Below are 23,941 nucleotides of genomic sequence, written 5' to 3'. Positions count from 1 at the left end.
GCTTGACCGCTTTATCTGGGGGTTCACGCGGGGGCCTCCACGACGGCCGCCATGGCAGCGCGACGATGCTGCTGCTGCAGGGCCAGCGCGCGTGCCAGGGTGGTGTCATCGATCATCTTGCGAGCGATCAGGAAGTCGCCGAGGCGGCTCTGCTCAGGGTCGAAGTCGATCATGGCCTGGCCGAACAGTGTCGGCGCAATCAGCTCGTGTTCCAGCAGCAGCTCGCCGAGCATGGGCTGGTGACAACAGAAGGCATCCAGCCGCGCGTTACCGTCGGCAGTCGCCTCGTCCCATTGCTGGAGACTGGCTTGGGTGTCCTCATCGAGACCTCCCAGGTACCAGTGGCGCAGGCCCAGCGAGACTCTTCCCACCGCGGCCAGACGCTGGACCACCGGGCGCTGCAGTCGTCGGCTGATGGCGCCAAGGGCGACCGGGCTCAACACCGTTTCGGTGGCCAGGATTAGCTGCTGGTCCTGCTCGCCGATGGCAAGCACGGCGTAGCGGATGGCGACATGGGAAGGCAGCACCTCGACCAGTGCAGCGGGTACCTTGAGCGGATGCAACGCGGTCGTTTCCAGGCCGCGATAGCGGGCCTGGACCTCGGCCAGGGCCATTCCCGGCAGCTGTCCGCGGATGACCAGTTCACGCGCCAGTCGGCGTGGTCCGACCTCCTCCAGGGTAGCCGCCAGCGTAGCGTCAGCGATCAGCTCCGCTTCCAGCAAAAGCGTCTGCAGCGACACCTGCTGGGCGCCATCGATATGGGGAAAGTCGTGGGTGGTCTTGTCCCAGGCAAAGGTGCGGTGACGTGCGCGGGTGAAGAACAGCTTCCAGGCCCGAACGTTGGCCAGGAAGTTGACCACGTTGCTCCACAGCATGCGGGGAAAGGACAGCAGGCCTTGGCGCCAGCCGTAGTAGATCTTGACGAAGTAGAACCGCTGGAAGGCACGGTTGGCCAGCAACACACCGTTGATGGACAGCAGTACCTCCAGCAGGGAGCCGCCGACGATGGACTGAAAGCGCCAGGCGTCCTCCACCAGGGCGGCGTAGAGCCATAGGCCGAACATGATCAGCAGCAATAGCGTCGCCACCAATGCCAGCGGGTAGGCGATCAGGCCGCGCCGGTCGCGCCAGAGGAAGTAGTTGAGGCGCCAGTTGGTCCGGCTCCAGCCGAGATGCTGATAGCCCTGGAAGACGATGCCGGTGATCCAGCGGGACTTCTGGCGAACCACCGCCGCCAGGGCGGTGGGAAAGTGCTCGCGCACACAGATCACCTTGCTTTCTCGCAGCGACTGCCCCGGCGCATGCTCGCGCCGGGGTGACAGGTCGTCGCGCTCGATGCTGTAGCGAACGAAGATGCAGGAAAGACCGCTCTCGTGCAGGCGAAAGCCGATGTCGTAGTCTTCGGTCAGGCTCCAGATGTCGAAGGTGATGCCATCGTTGAGCTGTCTCAAGCGTGCCAAGGCGCGGCGACTGAAGCAGGTGCCGACGCCAGCGCTGGGGACCTGACCGCACATGGCCTCCCTGATCAGTACATCCTTGCCGTGATACTCGGAGAATTCGTCGATGTAGTGGCCTCCGGACAGCTGATACCAGCGGGGCCTGAACGGATAGACCGGCACCTGGATCAAGTCCTTGGCCGGCAGCAGATAGTTGAACAGCCTGAGTTCCATCGGCGAGATCACATCCTCGGCATCGTGCAGGATGCAGCCGGCAAACTCGATACCGGCCGCCTGCTCGAAGCGTGCGATGGCCTCGATCACGTTGTTGAGACAATCTGCCTTGCTGGTGGGGCCCGGGCGCACCGTGACCACCTTGTGGACGTTTGAGAAGGTCTGGCAGACCACGTCGACTTCGGCCTGGGTGTCCGGATCGTTGGGATAGGTGCCGACAAAGATCTGGTAGTTTTCGTAGTCCATTGTGCTGGCCATCAGCTGAGCCATCTGGCCGACCACGCCGACCTCCTGCCAAGCGGGGACCATCACCGCCAGCGGCTTCTCGCGGGCCTGATACAGCCGCTCCTCATCGGCGTAGGGCACGTTGCGGTAGATGGACCAGTAGCGCCAGCTGCGCCGCGTCCAGTAGACGATGTCGAGAAACAGGTCGTCGATCCCCAGCGCCAGCATCATCAGGCACAGGGTGATGGCAACGTACTTCAGCGCGAACAGGGCGTGCAGCGAGGCGTCGAGCAACCACAGCGTCAGGTCGGGCGGAAGTTCAGCCATGCCTGGCCTCGACATCTGCCCGACGCGACAGCAGCCAGGATTCCATGTCGCGGACGATCTTGTCGGCGGCGTCGCCTTGTCCATAGGGATTGGGGATGTGGGCGATCCGCTGGCGCTCCTCGGGGGTGTCGAGCAGGCGCGAGGCAACGGCCACAATGGCGTCGCTGGCACTGCCGGTCAGCATGACGGTCCCGGCATCAAGGGCGTCGATGCGCTCGGTATGTTCGCGCATGACCAGCACCGGTACTCCAAGGGCGGGAGCTTCCTCCTGAAGTCCGCCAGAGTCGGTCAGGATCAGGGTGGCGCCCCCCATCAACCAGACGAAGTCGCGATAGTCCTGGGGGGGAGTCAGGTGCACGTTGGGCAGATTGGCCAATTCACGCTCGGCCACGTCCTTGATGGCGGGGTTCAGGTGCACCGGATAGACGAAGTCGGTGTCGGGATAGCGACCGGCCAGCTCAGCGATGGCCTGGCAGATGGTGCGAATGCCTTCACCATGGTTTTCTCGGCGATGCCCGGTAATCAGCACCCGCCGGGCGCCGGTGCGTAGTCGTGCCAAGGGACTGTCCGGCCACGGCCGATAGCCGTGGGCATCGAGGCTGTCTTTCATCCACATCAGGGCATCGATCACGGTATTGCCGGTGACCAGAATGCTGCCTGGCGCCACCTGTTCGCGCAGCAGGTTGTCCCTGGCGGACGGGGTTGGCGCGTAATGGCGGCGGGCGATACGCGCCACCATGCTGCGATAGGCCTCTTCTGGCCAGGGTGAGTCGATGTTGCCGGTGCGCAGCCCGGCCTCGACGTGAGCCACCGGCACTTTGCGCTGAAAGGCAGCCAGACTGGCCGCGAAGCAGGTGGCGGTGTCGCCATGCACCATCACCAGATCGGGCATCACCTCGGCCATGACGCTGTCCAGCCGTCCCAGCAAGGCCTGCATCAGGCCATTGAGCGTCTGAGAGGGGGTCATGACCGCCAGGTTGCTGTCTGGCACAAGGTCAAACAGCGACAGTGCCTGGTCGAGCATCTCGTCGTGCTGACCGCTGGCGCAAAGATGCAGGGAGAGGATGGCGGAAGAGTGGATCGCCAGGGCGACCGGGGCCATCTTGATGGCCTCGGGGCGAGTACCGACCACGAGCATGACTACGGGCATGGGGCTGTCCAGCCGGAGATACCCACCATGAGGGGGTACCCACAATGAAGGGTCCGGGCGTGAGAGCTGGCTCACGTCAACGAACGTTCATTTTTTCCCGTGCTAGGCGGCGGGTCCCTACCTCAAGTGGGCAGGATGGGTGGGGTCATTCGAGGTGGTCGCTATGCAGGAGCAGGGCTTGGTGATGGCTGGCTCCCGCAGCCTAGGGAGTGCGGCGACTCAAGGCTCGATGCGAGGGAGCGGCTGTGCTTCGGCAAGAAAGTCGAGCACCTTGCGCTCGCTCATCTCGCAGGGTTTCAGCCGCCACTCTGATCCGGTCAGGTAGGCGTTCAAGCTGACCATGTCAGTACCGCCGAGTTGCTGAGCCAGCAGCTTGAGCGAGCGCCCCGCGTTGTAGATCTTGAGCGTCACGCCATAGCGCTGGCCGCGAAACAGTACGTCGCTGTAGCCCACGGGCAGGCGCCCTAGCAGCGTGGCGAGATCGGCAGTAGTTGCTGACATGGCACAGGGCTCCCGGGCGATTGCTGCAGCGCAAGAGAAGATCAACGGTTATGCTGAGGCTATTCACCATACCCCACGCCAAGGAGGGAGCCCCAGTGGCAGGAAGCAGTCTGTTAACCCTGATCGATGATATCGCCACCCTGCTCGACGACGTTTCGGTGATGACCAAGGTGGCGGCCAAGAAGACCGCCGGAGTGCTGGGGGATGATCTTGCCCTTAACGCTCAGCAGGTGACCGGTGTCGCCGCCAAGCGCGAGTTGCCGGTGGTCTGGGCGGTCGCCAAGGGCTCGTTGCTCAACAAGTGTTTTCTGATACCGGGGGCGCTGTTGATCAGCGCCTTTGTCCCTTGGCTGGTGACGGTGTTGCTGATGCTGGGTGGCGCCTTTCTGTGCTTTGAAGGCGCAGAGAAGCTGGCGCACAAGTTTCTGCACAAGAAGGATGACCAGCATGAGCACGACGCTCGCCTTGCCGCCCTGGCCGACAATGATGTGGACATGCAGGCGTTCGAGCGAGACAAGATAAAAGGAGCGATTCGCACGGACTTCATCTTGTCGGCGGAGATCATCGTGATCGCCCTGGGGACGGTGACGGCGGCTCCTCTCTCTCAGCAGATAGCCGTGCTGATCGCCATTGGGTTGCTGATTACCGTCGGGGTCTATGGCCTGGTGGCAGGTCTGGTCAAGCTCGACGACCTGGGCCTGCACCTTACCAAGAGTGACAGTGGTCTGGCTCAGACGCTCGGCAAGGGGCTATTGCGCGGTGCCCCCCTGCTGATGAAGGGGCTATCGATCTTCGGCACCCTGGCCATGTTCCTGGTCGGTGGCGGTATTCTGGCTCACGGTGTACCGATGGTGGGCCACTGGATCGAGGGCCTGGCCGAGACCGATGTTGCCCTGCCGGGAGTCGATGCGATTCTCCATGGGCTGGTGCCCATGCTGGGCAATGGGCTGTTCGGGCTGGCGGTGGGCGCCGTGCTGGTCGCCCTGTGGACGGGGTTGCAGCGATTGCGCGGCAAGCAGCAGAGCCACTGAGGAAACACGGCATCAATGCCTGCGCCTCATGACGCTGGGCTGACGTATCCAGCGCTTGCCTGAGTGGTGACATGGTAAACCATGAAAAAGGGCGACCCGCGGGTCGCCCTTGTGCTTGCTTCAGGCGTTGGCGCGTTGTCGGGCGAAGCGCAGTGAGCGCACGGCGTCTACGGCGAGAAACAGCACCAGACTCGCTCCCATGACGGGCAGCGCCAGACCGAGCAGTACGCCGGTGACGATCACCAGGGCCATGGCGGGCAGGGGCAGCGCCAGCAGCGCCGGCCACAAGGTCTGGCCGTTGCTGGCCGAGGGACGCCGCCACCACATGGCGTAACCCCAGGCCACCATGGTCATGATGCCGATGCCCAGGGCCGCCAGCAGCAGCTGGTTCGGCAGCCCGAAAAGGATGCCCATATGGCCGTCAATGCCCCAGCGGGTCAGCTTGGCGGCGAGCGGGTAGTCACTGAAGCTGACCTGATCCAGCACCGTGAAGCGTGACGGATGCACCGCCACCTCATCGACCTGTGAAGGCCAGCTGCGATCAATCTCCCGCACCTTCCAGGCCTGATTCGGGCCCGGCACCAGCAGTTCGATCTTGCCGGCGTCCAGCCCTGCCTCTCTGGCGGTGGCTTCGACGATGTCGAAGTCTGCCAAGCGCTCGGCAGCGCCGGCCTGTGCCATGCCATGATCCGCGTGGGCGTCGGCTTGGTGTACCGCGTGCCCGTCCAAGGACTGTGACACCCTTGGGGTGCCCCAACCGGCCGCCTTGAGGACCGTGAAGAAGTTGTCACCGGCGTGCTTCGACCAGGTCATGCCGGTGGCCGACAGTGCCAGCAGGCCGACCAGCAGAAACAGGCCCAGCACGCTATGGCGACGACGGGTGCGCAAGCGGCGGGCGGTCGCGGACTGTTTGCCTGGATCCACCTTGGGCGATGGGGTCAGGGCCCAGATGGCGAGGCCAGCGAGGGCAGCCAGCCACATCCAGGAGGCGGCCAGTTCGCTGTACAGGCGGCCGGGATCTCCCTGCATCAGGCTACGGTGGATCTGATCGATGATCCGGCGCAGGGGCAGGACACCGCTGGTGCCGTAGACCGTCATGTCGCCACGCACCTCGAGACTATGCGGGTCGATAAAGATAGCGCGGTGTTCACTGGCGCCGAGCAGCGGGTCGGCAAACATCACCCGCGTCGTGGTACCCGGCTCCGGTGCGGGGCGTACCGCACTGGGAGGCGTATCGACCCCCAGATAGTCCTGAGCCGCGGCAACCTGGCGGGACAGCAGGGTAGGTGTGCCGGAGGACGACGAGGTGGTCAGTGCCTCCTTGTAGAGCACCTGCTCCAGGGCCGGAGTGAGCGCATAGAGCGTGCCCGTCAGCGCCGCAAAGAAGATGAAGGGGCCGACCAGCAGGCCGATATAGAAGTGCAGCCGAATGACCAGCGTCTTGAGCGCCGGTCCAGCATGGGTGGTTCGCGTTGTCATGGTCGTTCTCGTGAAATCCGGTGGAGGCCGTGACAGGCAGCCATGGCCAGGAGAGGGCGATGCCTCGTTCAGCGGACGGAACGACCGGGAGGGGCGCGCGGTGTCGGCAGCGTGAATCGCTGCAGCAGCGGCAGGAATGCCCTGAACGTCGACGGGCCAGGTGGGGCGCGGGGGGCGGCGCCGGCGAGTGCCGTCACCGCTATCATCGACAGCGCTGGCACCTGAGCGAACAGCACGCAATAACCGCAAGCGGCGAGATGGTGATGGCCCGCATCCAGTGATGTGCTCTCGGTCTGGACCGCGGTTTCGTCCGACGTCAGTGCGCCACCATGGGCATGGTGGTAATGGTGCAAAGAGACCGCGGGAGGCTCCAGCAGTCGCTGCAGCTGACTGGCCAAGGGGCCGACGAACAGCATCAGCATGGCGGCCACGGCCAACAGGCAGACCCGACGCTGGAAGCGTGGCGATAATCGGAGCCTGTGAGGTGTGGATGACATGGTCGCTAGCCTGAAGATCGACGCGGGAACAGTGACGCGCCACTATAGTCCAGCTGGGCTTGCATTCCCATCGGCAACCCTCGCCCTTTGGGAGTAGCGGTACGCGGCAGGAATCGAGATAGCCAATACCCGGCTGAAGCCACCACGTGGCGTCAGGTCCACGGCAAGGGAGGTCAGGACATGGAGAGGGTCGCACCCTCCTGCCAGAAGGCGCTGGCGGGGGCCTCGTCTGATGCAGAAGGCGTATCGCCACTGGCTGACGACTACGCGAGATGGGTCGATACCGGTCAGATTGTTGCCGATGCCGCTCAGTCTCGGGCGATCGCCTCCCTCGATCAACTGCTCAAGGCGTTGCGGGACGAACAACCTGCACGGGGCTGCTATCTGTGGGGGCCGGTGGGCCGCGGCAAGACCTGGCTGATGGATCGGTTTGTCGAGCGCTGTCCGGTGCCCGCCAGACGCTGGCATTTTCATCACTTCATGCGCTGGGTGCACCAGCGCCAGTTTCAACTGAGGGGCCAGCCAGACCCGTTGACACTGCTGGCCGATGAACTGGCGGCACAGGTGTGGGTGCTATGCCTCGATGAGGTATACGTCGACGACATTGCGGATGCGATTCTACTGGGAGGCGTGATCGAGCGCCTGTTGGCGCGGCGTCTGGTGATGGTGGCAACGTCCAATCAGCCGCCGTCGGGACTCTATCCCGGCGGTTTCAATCGAGAGCGACTGCTGCCAGCCATCGCGACCATGGAGGCGCATCTCGAGGTGATGGAGCTCGATGGTGGTCAGGACCATCGCCACCACCCTGGGGCGCCCCATCAACGCTATTTTGTGCGTCAGCCGGGAGAAAGCAGCGTGTTGCCGCAGCATTTTTTGGCACTTGCCGGCGAGCACGCACGTACCTGCTCGCTGGAGCTGCGCGGACGAGCGCTGTGCCTTCGTGGGGCCGCCCAGCGGGTGCTGTACGGGGATTTCGCGCAGCTGTGTGAGGCGCCATTATCGGCACTGGACTTTATCGAACTATGTGACCGCTTCGATGTACTGCTGCTGGGCGCCGTGCCCTGTCTGGCTACCGAGCAAGAGCCTGAGCAAGCGCCATCCGCGGGTTCCCCGTCTACCCGGCCGCGTGCCCTGGCTCGCGGCACCGAAGATGCCAGCGAGCAGGTATCGGCAGGGGAGCGTGAGCTGCCACCCTTGAGCATCAAGGACGACAGTGTGCGGCGCTTCATTGCGCTGGTGGACGAGTGCTATGACCGACGTGTGCCGCTGGTCATCGAGGCAGCCGTGCCGATGCCATCACTGTACTCCCACGGTTACCTGTCCTTTGCGTTTCAGCGTACGCTAAGCCGGCTTGGGGAAATGCAGCTTGAGCGCTTTGCGCATCGATAGTGGGCGAGGCGCCGGGGCTGAGTGAATCCTCAGGGCGGCACGCATCATGTTTTTCGTCACAGGGCCCGGCCCCCACGGTGGGCCAGGGGCATGACACACAGGGAGTGAGCAGGTGAGCGATTACGTCATCGAGCGGCTGCGGGCCGACTCGCCACATCTCGATCAGGTCGCTGGCTGGACCTTCGGCGCTTGGGGGCACCAGCATCAGGACGCCACTCTGCAGAGCTGGCGCGAAGCTACCGCCGAGCTGTGCGGCCCCGACGGGGTCCCCTCGGTATTCGTGGCGATGGCGGGCGGCCAGCCGCTGGGCACCGCCAGCCTGTCGCCGGATGACATGAGCATTCGGCGGGAACTGGGCCCCTGGCTCGCATCGGTGTTCGTGCCGCCGGAGCAGCGTGGGCAGGGCATCGCCTCGGCCCTGGTTCGACGCGTCGAACAGGAAGCCCGTGAGCACGGCATCGCACGGCTGCACCTCTACACACCCGACCAGCAGTCGCTGTATCGGCGGGGCGGATGGGAAGCCGTCGAGGATGTCGACTACCTGGGGGAGCGCGTGACCATCATGCGCCGCGACCTGGGCTAGACGGTCAGTCGGATCCGGCTTCGCCGAAGCGGGAGCGTAGCGCCTTCTCGGCGATCTGGGCCAGGCCTTCGGCGCGCCAGGCACTGCGACCGATGAACAGCCTGCCGATCTCCTCCCGTGCGTCATACGGTGAGCTCGGGGGGGCCAACTAGCGAGTCGGCTCAGTGTTTCATGTTTTTTTTATCACTCATTTGTTCATGTGCTTTCGCCTTGTTGCAGCGTAAAGCCGACGTCGATGCAGGCCTCTGGCTGGCGACCCTCCAGGCGATCGATGATCTGATGGGCGGCCAGGCGTCCGATGGCTTCGCGGGGGGAAACAATGGTCGTCAGGCGGGGAATCAGGGCACGTGCGAAGGGCAGTCCGGTAAAACCTGCGATAGCGATGTCGTCGGGCACGCGCAGGCCCTGGCGCTGTGCTTCCAGCAAGGCACCGGATGCCATTACGTCATCGATGAAGTGGATGGCCTCGACCTGCGGGTATTGGCGGCGTATTTCGTCCAGCGCTGCACCGCCGAGGTCGTAGTGGCTGTCCTGCTGCCATTCCATCAAGGGGGCATCCAGGCCTTCGCTGACCAGGCGTGAGCGATGGCCTTCGTAGCGCTGGGCGGCGCGATAGTTATGCGCGAGTCGAGTGCCGGCAAACACGATGTGGCGGTAGCCCTGGGCCAGCAAGTGGTCGGCCATGGTGGCGCCGGCCCGTTGATGGTCCATGCCCACGTTCATGTCCACTGCCTGGCCCAGTTCCATGATCTCCACCAACGGGCGGGGGAAGCGCTTGAGCAGCTCACTCAGGCCCTCCCGGTGACGCAGGCCCGTGGTCACCAGGGCGGTGGGAGACCAGCCCAGGAAGGTGCGGATCAGCTCCTCTTCGCGTTCCATGCTGTAGTCGGTATTGCCCAGCAGCATCTGATATCCGTGCTGGTCGAAGACGGCCTGAAGTCCCTGTATGACTTCGACGAACACCACGTTGGAGAGCGAAGGCACGATGACAGGAATAAATCGTGAGCTGGCCGAGGCCAGGGTGCCGGCGACCATATTGGGGACGTAGCCGACCTTGGCGATAGCCGCTTCCACTTTCTCGCGGGTGACCTCGCGCACGCTGTCGGGACGGTGGATGGCGCGGGAGACGGTGATGGCCGATACCCCCGCTTCCCGCGCGACGTCGTCCAGGGTGGGATTATCAAGTCCCTTGCGCCGTCGCCGGTCGCCGCCTTGTGGCTCACTCATCATGCTCTCCCTGTTGGGCGCTGCTTATGGCTATGCCAGTCTTATGGCCACCTATGCCTATTTTATGCCGAACCGGTCGTCTTGAGGACCTGAGTGCTGTTCCTCGCGCCGAGAGGGCCGGGCATGGCTGTGCGGTTCGGGAAGGTCGGCCTGCCCCTGAAGGCTGTTGAGGATGGCGGTTAAGACGCCGGCACTGGGATTAGACCATGGTCGATGTGATGCGTCTGACACTTGTACTTGAGAGGGCTCTCGACTAAAAATGTTAGCGCTAACATTTAAACTTCAACGTCATTCGCCACGACAACTTCTCGGGAGTGCAACATGAGCGACGCGTCTTCAGGATTGCCTGTGTGCGGTGTGGTCGGACTCGGTGCCATGGGGATGGGCATCGCCAGAAGCCTCAAGCGCGCAGGTCTCGAGGTCGTCGGCTGTGATGTGTCTGCCGCGTCGCGCAAGACCTTCGAGGACGAAGGGGGCCAATGTGTGGCGGAAGCCTCCGCGCTGGCCGCGCGTTGCGACGTGATACTGCTGGTCGTGGTCAATGCCGATCAGGTGATGTCGGTGCTGTTTGGCGATGGCAAAGACGACGGGCTGGCGACCCAGCTAGCCGCGGGAAGTCTGGTGATCCAGTGCGCGACGGTAGCGCCCAGCGTGGCCGAGACACTGGGTCAGCGGCTGGATCAGGCGGGGCTTTTGATGCTGGATGCGCCGATCAGCGGTGGTGCGGCCAAGGCGGCCACGGGGGAGCTGTCGGTGATGGCATCCGGGACGCCCCAGGCCTTCGCCAAGGCAACACCGGTACTCGATGCGATGGCCGCTACCGTGCATCACCTGGGCGATGTTCCCGGCCCGGGCTCAAGCGTGAAGCTGGTCAACCAGCACCTGGCCGGCGTACATATCGCCGCCGCCGCCGAGGCCATGGCGTTGGGGCTCAGGATGGGCATCGACGGCCGCGCGCTTTACCGGGTGATCACGCAGTCGGCGGGCAATTCCTGGATGTTCGAAAATCGCGTGCCCCACATTCTCGACGGGGATTACCGGCCGCTGTCGGCGGTCGACATCTTCGTCAAGGACCTGAATATCGTGCACGACACCGGCCGTGAGCTGCGTCTGGCGATGCCTGTGGCCTCCAGCGCGCTGCAGCAGTTTACCGCTGCCAGCGGCATGGGACTGGGGCGCGAGGACGATTCAGCGGTGGTCAAGGTCTATGCTGCAACGGGGGGCGTGGCGCTGCCTGCCGCCAATGACGAGTCGGCGCAGTGACGGTCGGTGCCGTCGCTGTGAGCAGCGCGCTTGTTCCCGCTGTCTCTGCCGCTCGCGTTTGTCACTTTGATGGTGTTAAAGAGGATCTCGCATGAGCCTGGTACTCGGCGCTATTGCCGACGATTTCACGGGAGCCACCGATCTGGCCAATAACCTGGTGCGCTCGGGCATGCGCACCGTCCAGATACTGGGGGACCCCACCGGCAAGCCCCTGCCCGAGGGCGTCGACGCCGTTGTCGTGGCGCTCAAGTCACGCACCTGTGCACTCGATGAGGCCCTCAAGGACAGCCTGGCGGCACTGGACTGGCTGCGCGGGCAGGGCGTGCGGCAAGTCTTCTTCAAGTACTGCTCGACCTTCGACTCCACCGCCGAGGGCAATATCGGGCCTGTCGCCGATGCCCTGCTAGAGCGTCTTGGCGGGCGGCAGACGGTGATGGTGCCGGCCTTTCCCACCACGGGGCGCACCGTCTACCAAGGACATCTGTTCGTCGGAGATCGCCTGCTCAACGACAGCGGGATGCAGGATCATCCGCTTAATCCCATGACCGATGCCGACCTGGTCAGGGTGCTGGGGGCCCAGACCTCGCATACGGTAGGGCTCGTTTCCCACGCGGTCATTCGCGCTGGCGCCGAGGCATGCCGCCGTCGCCTGGGTGAGCTCGATGCCAGCGGGGTGCGCCACGTCATCTGCGATACGCTGGATGACGGTGATCTGGACGTGCTGGCCGCAGCGACCGTCGAGCTGCCCCTGGTGACCGGTGGGTCCGGCCTTGGTCAGGCGTTGCCGGCAGAGTATCGGCGCAAGGGCTGGTTGGCACCGGTTGAGGATGCGGCGCGACTGGCGCCGGCCCAGGGGCGGTCACTGGTGCTGTCGGGTAGCTGTTCGCGGGCAACCCTCGCTCAGGTCGAGCACTTTCTCGAGCATCGCCCAGGATTTGCCCTGGACCCACTGTCCCTGGCGCAGGGTGACCAGCCCATCGCCGAGGCGCTCGACTTTGTGCGCCGACAGCATGCGGAGTCCCCCGACGAGCCCGTGCTGGTCTATGCCTCCGCGGCGCCTGATCGCGTCAAGGCGGCTCAGCAGCAGCTAGGGGTGGCCCGGGCCGGTGAACTGGTCGAGCGGGCCCTGGCCTCACTGGCGACCACCCTGGTGGCGGAAGGCGTTGGCCGTCTGCTGGTCGCGGGAGGCGAGACCTCCGGCGCCGTGGTGTCGGCACTGTCGCTGGATCGGCTGCGAATTGGCCCACAGATCGATGCTGGGGTGCCCTGGACCCAGGCCAGTGTGACAGCAGGAACGCTGTCGCTGGCGCTGAAGTCGGGCAACTTTGGGGGTATCGATATCTTTACCCGCGGCTTTGCCGTGCTCGAGGAGGCGACCCGATGAGCACTCGCGACGTCAACCGCCTGCGTGAACAGATCGCCACCTACGGCAAGTCACTGTTTGACCGCGGGCTGACCATGGGCTCCAGTGGCAACATCAGCGTGCGCCTGGACGATGGGGGCTGGCTGATGACGCCGACCAACGCCTGTCTTGGACGCCTGGACCCAGCGACCATTTCGACGCTGTCAGCAAGCGGCGAGTGGCTCGGCGGCGACAAGCCGACCAAGGAAAGCTTTCTGCACATGGCGATGTACGCCGAGCGGCCCCAGTCCGAGGCCATCGTGCACCTGCACTCGACCCATTCGGTGGCGGTATCCTGCCTGCCGGACGTCGATCACTGCGACTGCATTCCACCGCTGACCGCCTACTATGTGATGCGTGTCGGTCGCTTGCCGCTGGTGCCCTACCATGTACCGGGAGATCCGGCGCTGGGAGATGCTGTCAGGGGACTGGCGGGCAAGCATAGCGCGGTACTGCTGGCCAACCACGGGCCGGTGGTGGCCGGCAAGTCCTTGGAGGCGGCGGTGTACGCCACCGAAGAGCTCGAGGAGACCGCCAAGCTATTCTTGCTGTTGCGCGGGCAGAATCCCCGAGGCCTGACCCCGGAGCAGGTCGCCGAGCTGGAGGCGCGCTTCCCGCGGGACTGAGTCTGCCGCCCCGGTGCCCGTTATGGGACGCCAGATCAGATGTGAGGTGCCAGTTGCAGGGTGCCGGGGCGATGACAGCGATAACGACAACGACAGCAGCAGGAGCGCCCGATGATTCGCTTGGCCGCCAATCTCAGCATGATGTTTACGGAGCACGATTTTCTCGACCGTTTTGCCGCCGCCGCCAAGGCCGGCTTTCGCGGTGTCGAGTATCTGTTCCCTTATGACTTCCCAGCAAGCGAGCTGCGCGCTCGACTGGATGACCAGGGACTCACCCAGGTGCTGTTCAATCTGCCCCCAGGCGACTGGGAGGCCGGCGAGCGCGGCTTGGCTGGCTTACCGGGTCGGGAGCAGGCGTTTCGTGACGGACTGGAACGTGCTCTCGAATATGCGCAGGCGCTGGACTGCCCGCGGGTGCACGCCATGGCCGGGCTGTTGCCCGACAACGCCGACCCCGCCACCCGCGATGCCTACCTGAAGACCTACGTCGATAACCTGAGCTACGCCGCTGAGCGCTGTGGCCAGGACGGGCGCACGCTGCTGATCGAACCCATCAATGGGCGCGACATGCCGGGCTATCTGTTGCAGCACCAGGCGTTGGCGCGGGAGGTGATTCGACGCGTAGGATCGCCGCACCTGCGCCTGCAGTTCGACCTCTATCACTGCCAGATCATGCAGGGTGATCTGATGCGCACCCTGGAGCAGCAGTTCGCTCAGGTGGGGCATGTGCAGATTGCCGGGGTGCCGGAACGTCACGAACCTGACCAGGGTGAGTTGAATATCGGCGCGTTGCTCGAGCACCTCGACGCCCAAGGGTACGACGGCTGGGTCGGCTGCGAATACCGCCCCAGAGAGGGCACTGTCGCAGGACTAGGCTGGGCGCGCCCCTATGGGATCATCGCTGGACACGCTGAGGAGACGCCCTGATGCATATTCTGATTACTGGTGCGGCAGGCTTTCTTGGCCAGCGCCTGACCCAGGCGCTGCTGGCGGCCGGGCAGTGTCGTGGCGAGCCACTGACCCGCTTGACCCTGGTCGACCAGAGCACGCCGCCCCACCCGACGGCGCAAGGGGCAGTGGCGATCACCACGACCGCCAGAGACCTGACCGAGGACGGTGCCTGGGATGCCTTGCTGGAAGGCCGGCCACAGGTGATCTATCACCTGGCGGCGGTTGTCAGCTCCGCTGCCGAGGCGGACCTTGCCCTCGGTCAAGCGGTCAACTTTGATGCCACCCGTCGCCTGCTCGAAGGCTGCCATCAGCGCGGGATGAGCGATACCCGGGTGATCATGGCAAGCTCCGTGGCGGTGTATGGAGGCGAGCTGCCCGACGTGCTCGATGACATGACCGCGCTACGGCCGCAAAGCTCCTATGGTTCCCAGAAGGCGATGTGCGAGCTGTTGATCCAGGATTACAGCCGCCGAGGCCTGGTCGATGGCCTGGTCCTGCGTCTGCCGACGATCGTGATTCGCCCGGGGCGGCCCAACGCGGCGGCGTCGAGCTTCGCGTCGAGTATCCTGCGTGAACCTCTCAATGGTGAAGACGCCGTGTGTCCCGTGTCCCCAGAGCTCGAGCTCTTCGTGATGTCGCCGGGCAAGGTGGTTGAGGCATTGGTGCATGGGGCAGAGGTGGCTGCTGACTCCCTGGGCGATTTCCGCGCCTTTATGCTGCCGGGTATCACCGTCAGCGTGGCCGAGATGCTGGACGCCCTCGAACGCAAGGGCGGCGCCGAAGCGCGGGCTCGGGTGAGCTTTCGCCCGGACGAGCGGGTGAATGCCATCGTCTCCAGCTGGCCGGGTCGCTTCCGCACGGCCAAGGCAGATGCCCTTGGCTTTGTAGGCGATAGCGACTTTGATGCCATTGTCGATGCCTTTATGGCGGAACACCCCAGGGCGCGCTAGCGCGGATCAGGTCGAAGGCGCTAGCGAGGGTCCTGCGGACGGTCCAGGTCACGCACCACGCCCGGGTCGTCCACCGCAATGTCCACCCGCGCCTGTGGGTGGCGTGCGAGTACGGATCTGGCCCCCTCCTGGCCATGCAGGCCTCCCATCTCGCCCCAGAAGTCGCGGCCGATGATGACTGGATGTCCCGGCTGGCCCTGATACGTCGGCCTGACCAGGCGATCCCGCCGGGATTGCGCCGCCAGACGATGGCAGCTGGCCGGTGTCACCCAGGCCATGTCGGCGAGCCACACCGCCGCTGCCGCGGCCGTTGATGCATGGTGTTCCAGCCAGTTGAACGCCTGGGCCAGGCTATTCCCCAGACTGCGGCTGGTCTGTGCCAGGGTCAGCACCTCGAGTCCGGGGGACGCGGGGACGGACAAGCCAGCCAGGGTGTCATGTGGACCGATCACCAGCAGTCGTCTGGCCGACAGGGCGGCGCTGGCGGATAGGCTTGCGGCCAGCAGTGTGCGGCTGTCGCTCAGGCGGGCAAGGCGCTTGTCGGCCCTGCCAAACCGGCGTGAGCTGCCTGCAGCAGCCATCACGCACCACAGGGTTGTCATCGTCTGAGGCTCCTCAGGTTTATCGGTTGTGACAGCGGCTTAAAGCCCATCACGTGGTTTGCCACGACGTACCCTGATCACGTCTGCCATCACCGCCAGCGCAATTTCCGCAGGGGTCTTGCTGCCCAGGTGCAGACCGATCGGCATATGGATCCGCGCGATGTCGGCCTCGCTGAGACCACCGCTGCGGGCGAGTCTGGCTGCGCGTGCGCTGGAGGTCTGCCGCGATCCCATCACGCCGATATAGAACGCCTGGGTGTGCACGGCTTCCATCATCGCCAGGTCATCGATGCGCGGGTCGTGGGTCAGCGCTACGACGGCGGTCGCCGCGTGGCATCCGCCTTCGGCGATGAAGCGCGAGGGAAGCCGGGCGATGGTGTCGATGCGTGCTGCGGATTCGCCCAGAGCCTCGACAAGCTCTTCCAGCTTGCCCTCCCGTGGGTCGCAGACGATGACCTCGAAGCCCAGACCCAGAGCGAACTGGGCGCAGAACACTGCAACCGGTGAGACGCCTGCCAGCACCAGGCGGGCGCTGGGGCCTACTCGCAGTAAGGCTTGCTGCTCGGTCTCCTGCAGCTGCACGCGGTCGCCGATGCCATCGTCATCGAGCAGCTGCCGCTCTGCCGTCGACCACGAGACCCGTCGTCGCAGCGGACCCTTGCCCTCCAATGCTGCTGCCAGTGCAGTGAAGTGGGTCACGGCTGCCTCGTCAGGCGCAAAGCGCTCGATCAACACCTCCAGCACACCTCCACAGGGTAATGTCGGTGCGGGATAGTCGACGTCGTCTCCTGAGCCGTAGCGCACGCGGGTCACTGGCTGGTGGAACTCACCCCGACTCAGGCGTTCAAGAAAGTCGTCTTCGACACAGCCGCCAGATAGCGAGCCGGCATGCTCGCCGTCCTGGGTGGCAATCAGCCAGGCACCGGGCTCACGAGGGGAAGAGCCATAGGTGGACAGCACCGTGGCCAGCCACAGTTCGCGTCCGTCGTGCAGCCACTCAAGGGCACGACGCACCACCGTCAGATCCAGATGTTGCATGGGTTGCGTGTCCTGTTCGGGGGGAGCCCTCCGTTGTTGGCCGGAGGACTCCCGTGCGGCTGTCAGCTCGTCATCTGGTCATCGGCGCGGTTGCCGAGCCATGTCTTGAGGGTTTGTGCCCGCATCGGAAGATCGCGTAAACGCACACCGCAGGCATGCGCGACAGCATTGCCGATGGCGGGCGCCACCACGCAGGTGCCGGGCTCACCGAGCCCGACCGGCGTGTGGTCGTTGATCATGAACTCAAGATCCAGCTCTGGCACCTGATGCATACGCAGCGGGGTGTAGCTGTTGAGATTGAGATCGCTGGGCTGCCCCTCTGCATACTCGGTGCCTTCGTGCAGCGCCATGGACAGGCCCCACAGCAGTGACCCTTCCAGCTGGGCCATGGCGCCATCCGGGTGGGCCAGGGTGCCGGCGTCGACGACCGAGGTCAGCTTTTCGACCGTGACGTTGCCGCTGCTCCGATCCACCTTGACGCGGGCGACACAGGCCACCCAGGTTGGCATATGGCGTTCCTGACCGAAGCTGAGTGCCACGCCGAGCCCTGTGTCCTCCGGTAAGCTATCGCGTTCGCTCCAGCCCGACTTCTCCAGCGCGCGCTGCAACACTGCTTTCAGGCGTTCGGCGCCACCCACGCTGTTCGGCGCTTCCCCGGCGTTGCGCCCTTCCGCCTGGAGCAGTGCCAGGCGGAAGCGGGCCGGGTCGAGCCCTGCCGCCTGGGCCAGTTCATCCATATGGCTCTCGACTGCCCAGGTGGTCCAGCCCGGCCCCACCGAACGCAGGTAGCCAGGGACAAAGGCCTCGTGGGCCTTGTGATTCTGCTGAGCCCACACCCGCTGGGCAGCGACCTGGTACCAGTGGTCCGCTCCGCTGATGGCGAAGGAATCTAGCTTGCCGCCACCATCGACGAACTCGCCCAGAAAGCCGGGCGCGATCGCCGCGGTGGGCCATCCCGCCGCAGCAGCATGCTCACTGGCCAGGATCTCACCGCTTGCCGTGACGGCTGAGCGCAGGCGCTGCACCGACGGCGAGCGAACGCAATCGAGACGGCTATCATCGGGGCGGGTAAACACCATCTTGACCGGTTTGCCCAGAGCCTTGGCGGCAAGCGCCGCCGGAACAGCATAGTCGCCATAGAGGCGTCGCCCGAAACCACCGCCGAGGTAATACTGATGGAAGGTCACCTGGCTGTCGTCGACCTCCAGCGCCTTGGCCACCAGCGGCACTGAGGCGGACTGCTGCTGGTTGCCGCAATGGATGTGCCAATGCCCGTCGCGCTCGACCACCGTGGCATTCACTGGCTCCAGCTGGAAATGCAGAACGCTTGCGGTGGTGTAGGTGGCATCGACCAGGGTCGCGCTGTCGGCGTCGGCACGCTCAAAGGCGGATGCCAGGTCGCCGCTGTCCACAAACAGAGCACCATTGTCACGGGTCGGCGCCTCGGTCAGACGTCGTCCTTCCTGCTGTATGTCCGCTTCACTGATGGCGGCAGCGGGACCGACGTCCCACTCGACCTTGAGCGCATCGGTCGCACGCATGGCCGCCGAAAAGCTGTCGGCAACCACCGCAAGCCAGCCCTGGCATAGGCCTGAGGGATCCTCCAGGCGCAGCGTCTGCTGATAGCCCGGGATCGTTGCTGCAGCACTGTCATCGATCGAGACGGCCTGGCAACCAAAACGGGCAGGTGGCAGCACCGGGCGCGCGTAGACCATGCCATCGATCTTGGCATCGATCCCGAAGAGGGCGGCTCCGGTGGTCTTGTCGGGGATGTCCTGGGCGCTACCGGGGCTGCCCAGTACGCGTCGCTCACTGGCGGGTTTCAGGGCAATCGCTTCCAGCTCTTCGGCGCTGTAGCTACGCGACAGGGTGCCGCTGGCAACGATCTCGCCGTAGCTGATCCGCTGATTGTCGCAGATGACCTGACCATTGCGGGCGTGGCAGCGTGCGGGGTCCACATCCAGCAGACGAGCGCCGGCGTCGATCAGCGCTTCGCGGCCAGCGGCACCCGCGCGGGAGAGCGGCAGAAAACTGTGATTCACCGACCAGCTGCCACCGGTGATCATGTATCCCCACTTGGGATCGCTGTCGACGTACTCGATACGCATGGTCGCCGGGTCGACTTCAAGCTCCTCGGCGACCAGACGTGCCAGGCTGGTTCCCACGTGCTGGCCCATCTCGGCCTTGGTGCAGTGCAGTGTGACCTGGCCGTTGCTATCGATGGCGTACCACAAGGTCGGCTCGTACTGGCCTTCCTTGAGGGCGGTATCGGTTGCGTCCTGGGCCAGGGCAATGCCGGGAAGGCCAAACGCCAGCACCGCTGTCGAGCCAAGGGTGCCGATCAGAAAGCCCCGACGGCTGATGCCTGAGGCACTGCTGGATGAACGCTGCTGCGGGTCACGGCCGTGGACATTGCCAACCCGTGGATCGTTAGGCCTTGGCATGCTGGTTGCCCTCCGCGCTATCGCTGGCTTCACCCGTGGGGGGCTCCCAGCTCTGTACACCGGCCTGCGCCATGTTCGCTGCACGCTTGACCGCTCGGTGAATACGCACATAGGCCATGCAACGACACAGGTTGCCACTCATGCCCTGAGTGATCTCGTCGTCGCTGGGGGAGGGCTTGCGTGCGAGCAGGTCGGCTGCCTGCATGATCTGGCCTGACTGGCAGTAGCCGCATTGGGGCACCTGCTCTTCCCGCCAGGCCTGCTGTAGCGGATGGTTGCCGTCGGCATCCAGGCCTTCAATGGTGGTGATCTCGGCACCTTCCGCGGCGGCCAGCGGCAGCACGCAGCTGCGCGTGGCAGAGCCGTTGAAGTGGATCGTACAGGCGCCACACTGGGCAATGCCGCAGCCGAACTTGGTGCCGGTCAGGCCAAGGGTATCGCGCAGCACCCACAGCAGTGGGGTCTGTGGATCCACCTCGACACTTACCGCCTCGCCGTTAAGGGTGAAGCTGGTCATGGGTAGGGGTTCCTCGCAGTCTCGTTGCTGGTCTGTCGAGCGGTCTTGGATACGTTGTTGTTATGGGCGCCGTCGTGTACCGCGTTTTACCTTGGTCAGGGCGTGACCGCCTGTCCTGGCGCGTTCAGCAGCACATGAAAGACATTTTAAAAGCGTTGCGGCGATACTATAGACCAGTCGACTAGAGGGCAACGTTGAAAATGCGAGAGTGTGCTTTAGCAGAATGAGGCGTGCTGGACAGGCCGTTGAAATGGTTGGCCGACTGGTAACGTGACATGGAGGGCGCTCGAGTGTCCGGCGAGTCTGAAATGTCGCGTCAGCCTTGGCTGGTGGTACAGTTGACAGCGTTATCCACGCCTTCGGTATCTACCTTCAACCTCACCCCCAGTCCCGGTTCGCCGCTGACGCGGATCATGCCGTTTTCGATGGGGGGTAGCCCGTCGATGCAGTCGCCGTACCAGCCATAGTAGAAGGCGCGGGTGAACTCCTGTTCGGCCACGTTGGGCAGGGCCATGGCCAGGTGGGTGGAAACGGCCAGGGTGATCGGGCCGGAACAGTCATGGAAGGCGATCGGTCGCGCCTCTGCCTCCGCCAGGGCGGCGGCCTTGCGGGCAAAGGTGATGCCTCCGCCCCAGGTGACATCGATGATCGGCGTGTGGATACGGCCGCGCTGCAGCAGGTCACGTATCTGGCCGAGCCCGCCCAGCGTTTCTCCTCCTGCCAGCGGTATTCCGATGTCGGCCAGTTCGCTTAACGGATCGAAGCGATCCATCCACAGCGGGTCTTCAACCCAGTCGGGATCGATAGGCGCCAACGCACGGCAAATCCGACCAGCGGCGTTCACGCTCCAGAGTCCATGCAGCTCGGCCTTGAGACGCATGCGATCGCCATGGACTCGGCGGATTTCCTCGAACGGCCACAGGGCCCGGTTGAGATCCTGGGGCGAGATGGTCATGCCATCGTGGGCGCCTTCGGCGAAATCGAAGGGCCAGATCTTCATCGCCGAAATGCCCATGTCGAGCAGCTCCGAGGCGAGCTCAGCCGGGCGTTCGAGAAATCCCTGTAGATCCTCGTAACGAGGTCGGGCCTGGACGGATGCCGCTGCGGCCCCGCTGCCCAGACCGAAATTTCCCGGCCGTACGTCGGCAGACTGGGACACGTAGTCGGGACCCGCACAGGTGTTGTAGAGCGGCACCCGGTCACGGCTCTTGCCCCCCAGAAGGTCGTGCAGTGGCAAGCCCGCCCGCTGTCCCGCCAGGTCCCACAGTGCCACGTCGACCGCAGACAGCGCGCGGGTTTCGGCGCTGGTGCCGGTGAAGCCCACGTAGGGCTGCATCTTGCGGTGCAGGGCTTCGATGCGACGGGCATCCTCGCCGAGAAGTAAGGGCGCCAGGCGGCCATGAATGTCGGCTTCGATGGCGTCGCAGCCAAACCAGCTTTCTCCCAGGCCGATCAGCCCGTCCTCGGTGTGCAGACGCACCCAGATCAGCGAGGGCCGAGCCTTCGGACGCAAGGTATCAATGCGCTGGATCTTCATGGAGACTCCTGGCGATTGTCAGTGGTGTGGAAAGCGGGCGTCGAAAGCGCTGGCCGCGCTGGTGGCCCCTCAGTCCCTTCGCTGAGTCGAGGCGTCGGCCAGCAGGCTGATCAGCTCAGGCAGCAGTCGTTTGCCGTTGCCCTCGGCCACAATATCGGCATACAGCTGATGGACGGCCTGGCCCATCTGGCGTGAGGCTCCCAGGTCCTTGCTCATGCTGTGGTAGTAGCCCACATCCTTGAGCGAGTTGGACAGGCTGAAACGAAAGCCCGAGGGATCGGCGTCCACCAGATACGGCCGCAGCCGCTCCAGCACCACACCGCCGCCGCCACCGTTGCCCAGTACCTCCAGCAGCACGCTGTTGTCGATGCCCGCCCGCTGCGAGGCGGCGCTGGCCTCGGCCAGCACGGCAGTGAATCCCAAGGAGACAAAGTTGTGCAGCAGTTTAAGGGTATGGCCTGCCCCGACGGGGCCGCCGTGGGTGATGTGCTCGGCAAACGCCGAAAACAGCGGCGTCAACTCGTCGAACAGCGCCTTGTCCGCGCCCACGATCAGGTTGAGTCGCCCCTCTGCGGCCTCTTTGGGCGTTCGTGTCATGGCGGCGTCGACGAAGCGTCCCCCTGCCTCCCGCACGCGGGCTTCAATCGCCTGCGTGGAGCTGGGAATGGCGGTGGAGCAGTCGACGACGATCTGCTCGGGCTTGAGTCCCTCCAGAACCCCCTGGGGGTCGAACAGTACGCTTTCCACCTGGGGGGTGCCGGTGACGCAGAGGATGACCAGCTCTGCAGCAGACGCCACGTCTCGCGGTGTTTCCAGTGGCGTGGCGCCTGCCGCCTGAAGGTCATCGCAGGGCTGGTTGCCTGGGTGATCCAGATAGCTCAGCCGATGTCCTTGACGCAGCAGGCTCTGAGCGATGCCATGGCCCATCATGCCCACGCCGATCAGGCCTACATGAACAGAAGAGGTCATTCCCGGTTCCTTATGGTAGATGAAGCTGTCATGAGGCGGCACAGAGGCGACGCCTCCGTGGCTCATCCGTGGCGAATGGCCACGGTCTTCAGTCGAGTGTAGCTCTTGAGGCCTTCGAAGCCCTTTTCCCTGCCGTGCCCGGACTTGCCGACGCCGCCGAACGGCAGTTCGATGCCCCCTGCAGCGCCGTAGTTGTTGACGAACACCTGGCCGGAGCGAATGGCCTTGGCCAAACGCAGCTGGCGCCCGCCGTCACGGGTCCATACGCCAGCGCACAGGCCGAAGTCGGTGGCATTGGCAAGACGTACCGCCTCGGCTTCATCCGCGAACGGCTGTACCACCAGTACCGGCCCGAACAGCTCTTCGCGGCTGACGCTGTGGCCTTCGGGGACCTGTGTCAGCAGGTGAGGCACGACAAAGTGGCCGCCAGCAGGGGCATCGTCGGCAAAGCGGCCACGGGCAGCGATCTGGATGCCGTCCTCTGTCGCTGCCTCGATCAAGGTCATCACCTTGTCTCGCTGACGGGCATTGATCAGCGCGCCGCAGTCCGGGTCCTGCTCGCCGGCATCGCATACCAGCGCCTCGAAGCGGCGGGCCAGGGCGTCGACCACCTCGTCATGAATACTGGCTTCGACCAGCAGGCGACTGCCGGCTGAACAGGTCTGACCGGCATTCTGAATGATGCCTCGCACCACGGCGTCCAGGGCGCTCTGGCGATCTGCGTCGGCGAACAGCAGCTGGGGCGACTTGCCACCGAGCTCCAGGGTGACCGGGACGTGGTGGACCGCCGCCGCCTGGGTGACCAGCGTGCCGGTGTCCGGGGAACCGGTGAAGGACAGGTGATCGATGTCGGGATGCTCCGCCAGGGCAGCGCCGGCGACGCGACCGAGACCCGGGACCACGTTGAGGGCGCCGTCGGGCAGGCCCGTGTCGACGGCCAGCTCGGCGAGTCGCAGCACGCTGAGGCAGGCATCCTCGGCGGGTTTCAATACGCAGGTATTGCCCGCCGCCAGCGCTGCCGCCACGCAGCGTCCGAAGATCTGGGCGGGATAGTTCCAGGGGATGATCTGGGCGCAGACGCCGTAGGGTTCCCGCAGCGTCATCACCGCGTAGTCAGGGTCGAAGGGAATCGTCTCGCCGTGAAGCTTGTCCGCCGCGCCTGCATAGAAGCGGAAGTAGCGCGCGCAGGCGGCGATGTCGCCCCGTGCCTGACTGATGGGCTTGCCGGTATCAGCGCATTCAAGTGCCGCGAGATGGTCGGCATCGGCGTCGATGGCCTGGCTGAAGCGATACAGCCATTCACTGCGTGCCCGGGCAGACCAGCTTGCCCAGCTACCCAGTTCCCCGGCGAATGCCGCTCGGGCGGCCGCCACCGCGGTATCGACATCGTCGGCGGTGCTGGCGGCGATACGGGCAATCGGGTCGCCGCTGGCGGGACGCAAGACCTCGAGTGTCTCGCTGGTGGCGCGCCATTGACCGCCAATCAGAGCGCCGGACGGTGGCTGGACGGGAAGTGTGTTCATGAAGGTCTCCGCAGGGATGAGAGGACCCGCGCCGGGCGAC

The 23,941-nt window shown here is 64.8% G+C and carries 22 protein-coding genes; 8 read left to right on the top strand and 14 right to left on the bottom strand.

Going from position 1 to position 23,941, the window contains the following annotated elements:
- Positions 1-23: 23 nt before the first annotated feature.
- From KUV41_RS03755 to KUV41_RS03745, 3 genes are all read right to left on the bottom strand, one after another.
- Positions 24-2,222: a glycosyl transferase family protein gene (locus KUV41_RS03755; RefSeq protein WP_222484344.1), complete on the bottom strand. Its 2,199-nt coding sequence runs from the start codon at positions 2,220-2,222 to the stop codon at positions 24-26.
- Positions 2,215-3,372, bottom strand: coding sequence for a non-hydrolyzing UDP-N-acetylglucosamine 2-epimerase (gene wecB, locus KUV41_RS03750; protein WP_222484342.1), 1,158 nt, complete (start codon positions 3,370-3,372; stop codon positions 2,215-2,217). Before wecB ends, KUV41_RS03755 begins: the two co-directional genes overlap by 8 nt.
- Before the next feature lie 219 nt (positions 3,373-3,591).
- Positions 3,592-3,873: a hypothetical protein gene (locus KUV41_RS03745; protein WP_206941484.1), complete on the bottom strand. Its 282-nt coding sequence runs from the start codon at positions 3,871-3,873 to the stop codon at positions 3,592-3,594.
- Positions 3,874-3,968: 95 nt separating this feature from the next.
- On the opposite strand from KUV41_RS03745, the gene KUV41_RS03740 reads away from it, so the two are divergent.
- Positions 3,969-4,904 (top strand): DUF808 domain-containing protein, encoded by a 936-nt coding sequence (locus KUV41_RS03740; RefSeq protein WP_222484340.1) that lies wholly within the window; start codon positions 3,969-3,971, stop codon positions 4,902-4,904.
- 120 nt (positions 4,905-5,024) lie between these two features.
- Here the strand turns inward: KUV41_RS03740 and KUV41_RS03735 are convergent, their stop codons facing one another.
- Both KUV41_RS03735 and KUV41_RS03730 read right to left on the bottom strand, forming a co-directional pair.
- Entirely contained in the window at positions 5,025-6,383 is a 1,359-nt protein-coding gene (locus KUV41_RS03735; RefSeq protein ID WP_222484339.1) for a PepSY-associated TM helix domain-containing protein, read from the bottom strand.
- A gap of 68 nt (positions 6,384-6,451) precedes the next feature.
- Positions 6,452-6,880 (bottom strand): DUF2946 domain-containing protein, encoded by a 429-nt coding sequence (locus tag KUV41_RS03730; RefSeq protein WP_222484337.1) that lies wholly within the window; start codon positions 6,878-6,880, stop codon positions 6,452-6,454.
- 180 nt (positions 6,881-7,060) lie between these two features.
- Between KUV41_RS03730 and zapE the strand changes: the two genes are divergently transcribed.
- Positions 7,061-8,269 carry a cell division protein ZapE gene (zapE, locus tag KUV41_RS03725; RefSeq protein ID WP_222484335.1) on the top strand — a complete coding sequence of 403 codons (1,209 nt, stop codon included), beginning with the start codon at positions 7,061-7,063 and terminating at the stop codon, positions 8,267-8,269.
- A gap of 112 nt (positions 8,270-8,381) precedes the next feature.
- Complete coding sequence (locus tag KUV41_RS03720; protein ID WP_222484333.1) at positions 8,382-8,852, top strand: GNAT family N-acetyltransferase; 471 nt, start codon at positions 8,382-8,384, stop codon at positions 8,850-8,852.
- Between the two features lie 4 nt (positions 8,853-8,856).
- Here the strand turns inward: KUV41_RS03720 and KUV41_RS03715 are convergent, their stop codons facing one another.
- The gene (locus KUV41_RS03715) at positions 8,857-9,000 is read right to left on the bottom strand and encodes a hypothetical protein (RefSeq protein WP_222484331.1); all 144 of its coding nucleotides are present in this window, start codon (positions 8,998-9,000) and stop codon (positions 8,857-8,859) included.
- Positions 9,001-9,047: 47 nt separating this feature from the next.
- The gene (locus KUV41_RS03710) at positions 9,048-10,079 is read right to left on the bottom strand and encodes a LacI family DNA-binding transcriptional regulator (protein ID WP_222237680.1); all 1,032 of its coding nucleotides are present in this window, start codon (positions 10,077-10,079) and stop codon (positions 9,048-9,050) included.
- Positions 10,080-10,400: 321 nt separating this feature from the next.
- Here KUV41_RS03710 and ltnD point away from each other — a divergent pair, with 321 nt between their 5' ends.
- The 5 genes from ltnD (at position 10,401) to denD (ending at position 15,271) form a co-directional block, all read left to right on the top strand.
- Complete coding sequence (gene ltnD / locus KUV41_RS03705) at positions 10,401-11,342, top strand: L-threonate dehydrogenase (RefSeq protein WP_222484329.1); 942 nt, start codon at positions 10,401-10,403, stop codon at positions 11,340-11,342.
- A gap of 91 nt (positions 11,343-11,433) precedes the next feature.
- A complete protein-coding gene (gene otnK / locus KUV41_RS03700; protein WP_222484327.1) occupies positions 11,434-12,726 on the top strand; it encodes a 3-oxo-tetronate kinase in 1,293 nt (430 codons plus the stop codon).
- On the top strand, positions 12,723-13,370 hold the full coding sequence (otnC, locus tag KUV41_RS03695; protein ID WP_206941471.1) for a 3-oxo-tetronate 4-phosphate decarboxylase: 648 nt from the start codon (positions 12,723-12,725) through the stop codon (positions 13,368-13,370). Before otnK ends, otnC begins: the two co-directional genes overlap by 4 nt.
- Before the next feature lie 111 nt (positions 13,371-13,481).
- On the top strand, positions 13,482-14,297 hold the full coding sequence (gene otnI / locus KUV41_RS03690; protein WP_222484324.1) for a 2-oxo-tetronate isomerase: 816 nt from the start codon (positions 13,482-13,484) through the stop codon (positions 14,295-14,297).
- A complete protein-coding gene (gene denD / locus KUV41_RS03685) occupies positions 14,297-15,271 on the top strand; it encodes a D-erythronate dehydrogenase (RefSeq protein ID WP_222484322.1) in 975 nt (324 codons plus the stop codon). Before otnI ends, denD begins: the two co-directional genes overlap by 1 nt.
- Before the next feature lie 20 nt (positions 15,272-15,291).
- Here the strand turns inward: denD and KUV41_RS03680 are convergent, their stop codons facing one another.
- The 7 genes from KUV41_RS03680 to KUV41_RS03650 all read right to left on the bottom strand — a co-directional run bounded on the left by KUV41_RS03680 (position 15,292) and on the right by KUV41_RS03650 (position 23,901).
- Positions 15,292-15,873 carry an NTP transferase domain-containing protein gene (locus KUV41_RS03680; RefSeq protein ID WP_222484315.1) on the bottom strand — a complete coding sequence of 194 codons (582 nt, stop codon included), beginning with the start codon at positions 15,871-15,873 and terminating at the stop codon, positions 15,292-15,294.
- Between the two features lie 39 nt (positions 15,874-15,912).
- Positions 15,913-16,911: an XdhC family protein gene (locus KUV41_RS03675; protein ID WP_222484313.1), complete on the bottom strand. Its 999-nt coding sequence runs from the start codon at positions 16,909-16,911 to the stop codon at positions 15,913-15,915.
- Positions 16,912-16,973: 62 nt separating this feature from the next.
- Complete coding sequence (locus tag KUV41_RS03670; protein ID WP_222484311.1) at positions 16,974-19,355, bottom strand: xanthine dehydrogenase family protein molybdopterin-binding subunit; 2,382 nt, start codon at positions 19,353-19,355, stop codon at positions 16,974-16,976.
- On the bottom strand, positions 19,342-19,872 hold the full coding sequence (locus KUV41_RS03665) for a (2Fe-2S)-binding protein (RefSeq protein WP_206941460.1): 531 nt from the start codon (positions 19,870-19,872) through the stop codon (positions 19,342-19,344). The genes KUV41_RS03670 and KUV41_RS03665 overlap by 14 nt, the downstream gene beginning before the upstream one ends.
- A 316-nt stretch (positions 19,873-20,188) precedes the next feature.
- Positions 20,189-21,409: a mandelate racemase/muconate lactonizing enzyme family protein gene (locus KUV41_RS03660; protein ID WP_222484306.1), complete on the bottom strand. Its 1,221-nt coding sequence runs from the start codon at positions 21,407-21,409 to the stop codon at positions 20,189-20,191.
- 69 nt (positions 21,410-21,478) lie between these two features.
- On the bottom strand, positions 21,479-22,378 hold the full coding sequence (locus KUV41_RS03655) for an NAD(P)-dependent oxidoreductase (RefSeq protein WP_222484305.1): 900 nt from the start codon (positions 22,376-22,378) through the stop codon (positions 21,479-21,481).
- 62 nt (positions 22,379-22,440) lie between these two features.
- Positions 22,441-23,901, bottom strand: a complete 1,461-nt coding sequence (locus KUV41_RS03650) for an aldehyde dehydrogenase family protein (protein ID WP_222484304.1) — start codon at positions 23,899-23,901, stop codon at positions 22,441-22,443.
- Positions 23,902-23,941 lie beyond the last annotated feature (40 nt).

It is taken from the genome of Halomonas sp. DP8Y7-1, from assembly GCF_019801685.1.
Lineage (GTDB): Bacteria > Pseudomonadota > Gammaproteobacteria > Pseudomonadales > Halomonadaceae > Halomonas > Halomonas litopenaei_A.
Note: the sequence above shows the minus strand (reverse complement) of the source record. Positions and strands in the feature narration are given on the sequence as shown.

What these genes read in the sequence shown, in the direction of transcription:
- zapE (WP_222484335.1), top strand. Translation starts at nt 7,061, where the DNA reads ATGGAGAGGGTCGCACCCTCCTGCCAGAAGGCGCTGGCGGGGGCCTCG.
- ltnD (WP_222484329.1), top strand. Translation starts at nt 10,401, where the DNA reads ATGAGCGACGCGTCTTCAGGATTGCCTGTGTGCGGTGTGGTCGGACTC.
- KUV41_RS03665 (WP_206941460.1), bottom strand. Translation starts at nt 19,872, where the DNA reads ATGACCAGCTTCACCCTTAACGGCGAGGCGGTAAGTGTCGAGGTGGAT.
- KUV41_RS03670 (WP_222484311.1), bottom strand. Translation starts at nt 19,355, where the DNA reads ATGCCAAGGCCTAACGATCCACGGGTTGGCAATGTCCACGGCCGTGAC.
- otnI (WP_222484324.1), top strand. Translation starts at nt 13,482, where the DNA reads ATGATTCGCTTGGCCGCCAATCTCAGCATGATGTTTACGGAGCACGAT.
- KUV41_RS03710 (WP_222237680.1), bottom strand. Translation starts at nt 10,079, where the DNA reads ATGAGTGAGCCACAAGGCGGCGACCGGCGACGGCGCAAGGGACTTGAT.
- denD (WP_222484322.1), top strand. Translation starts at nt 14,297, where the DNA reads ATGCATATTCTGATTACTGGTGCGGCAGGCTTTCTTGGCCAGCGCCTG.
- KUV41_RS03660 (WP_222484306.1), bottom strand. Translation starts at nt 21,409, where the DNA reads ATGAAGATCCAGCGCATTGATACCTTGCGTCCGAAGGCTCGGCCCTCG.
- otnK (WP_222484327.1), top strand. Translation starts at nt 11,434, where the DNA reads ATGAGCCTGGTACTCGGCGCTATTGCCGACGATTTCACGGGAGCCACC.
- KUV41_RS03680 (WP_222484315.1), bottom strand. Translation starts at nt 15,873, where the DNA reads ATGACAACCCTGTGGTGCGTGATGGCTGCTGCAGGCAGCTCACGCCGG.
- KUV41_RS03675 (WP_222484313.1), bottom strand. Translation starts at nt 16,911, where the DNA reads ATGCAACATCTGGATCTGACGGTGGTGCGTCGTGCCCTTGAGTGGCTG.
- KUV41_RS03730 (WP_222484337.1), bottom strand. Translation starts at nt 6,880, where the DNA reads ATGTCATCCACACCTCACAGGCTCCGATTATCGCCACGCTTCCAGCGT.
- otnC (WP_206941471.1), top strand. Translation starts at nt 12,723, where the DNA reads ATGAGCACTCGCGACGTCAACCGCCTGCGTGAACAGATCGCCACCTAC.
- KUV41_RS03755 (WP_222484344.1), bottom strand. Translation starts at nt 2,222, where the DNA reads ATGGCTGAACTTCCGCCCGACCTGACGCTGTGGTTGCTCGACGCCTCG.
- KUV41_RS03735 (WP_222484339.1), bottom strand. Translation starts at nt 6,383, where the DNA reads ATGACAACGCGAACCACCCATGCTGGACCGGCGCTCAAGACGCTGGTC.
- wecB (WP_222484342.1), bottom strand. Translation starts at nt 3,372, where the DNA reads ATGCCCGTAGTCATGCTCGTGGTCGGTACTCGCCCCGAGGCCATCAAG.
- KUV41_RS03650 (WP_222484304.1), bottom strand. Translation starts at nt 23,901, where the DNA reads ATGAACACACTTCCCGTCCAGCCACCGTCCGGCGCTCTGATTGGCGGT.
- KUV41_RS03745 (WP_206941484.1), bottom strand. Translation starts at nt 3,873, where the DNA reads ATGTCAGCAACTACTGCCGATCTCGCCACGCTGCTAGGGCGCCTGCCC.
- KUV41_RS03655 (WP_222484305.1), bottom strand. Translation starts at nt 22,378, where the DNA reads ATGACCTCTTCTGTTCATGTAGGCCTGATCGGCGTGGGCATGATGGGC.